The 562-nt window shown below is 58.2% G+C and carries 1 protein-coding gene; it reads left to right on the top strand.

What is annotated here, in order from left to right; all coding sequences use genetic code 11:
• Nucleotides 1-41: 41 nt before the first annotated feature.
• A partial coding sequence (locus tag QN347_RS19415; RefSeq protein ID WP_323494347.1) for an ISAs1 family transposase occupies nucleotides 42-562 on the top strand: 521 nt, incomplete at its 3' end.

The raw sequence follows: 562 nt of genomic DNA, 5'->3' as shown, positions 1-562 counted from the left end.
TCTGAATCAAGGGAGCGGCACTTTGAGGAAGGCCTGCTCCGATGTCGCCGACGCTTTTATCGTTTTTTGCCGAGGTTTCCGACCCGCGTCGTGGCCAGGGCAAGATGTATCCGCTTGCTCCAATCCTGCTTTTCACGGTTTTGGCGATGCTGTCGGGCGCGGTTTCCTATCGGCAGGTTCACGCCTTTATCAAAACGCATCTTGACCGGCTGAACGCGGTTTTTGACCTGTCGCTGCGACGGGCTCCTGCTTATTCGTCGGTCCGGTTCATTTTGCGTGGCCTTGACGGCGCCGCCCTTGAGGTCGCGTTCCGCCGTCACGCGGCAACACTTGGCACTGGCAGGATTGAAGCCGGTGATACTGCCGCAAAGCCAGTCTGCGTGGCGATCGATGGCAAGACCCTGCGTGGCAGCTTCGACGCCTTCAACGACCGCAAAGCAGCGCATCTGATGAGCGCCTTTGCCCATGATGACCAGATCATCCTCGCGCATTTGGCGATTGACGAGAAAAGCAACGAAATCCCGGCGGTTCAGGATCTGATGACGACACTGGGATTGAGCGG

This window comes from Sphingomonas sp. 10B4 (assembly GCF_035019905.1).
GTDB classification, from domain to species: domain Bacteria; phylum Pseudomonadota; class Alphaproteobacteria; order Sphingomonadales; family Sphingomonadaceae; genus Sphingomonas; species Sphingomonas glacialis.
Note: the sequence above shows the minus strand (reverse complement) of the source record. Positions and strands in the feature narration are given on the sequence as shown.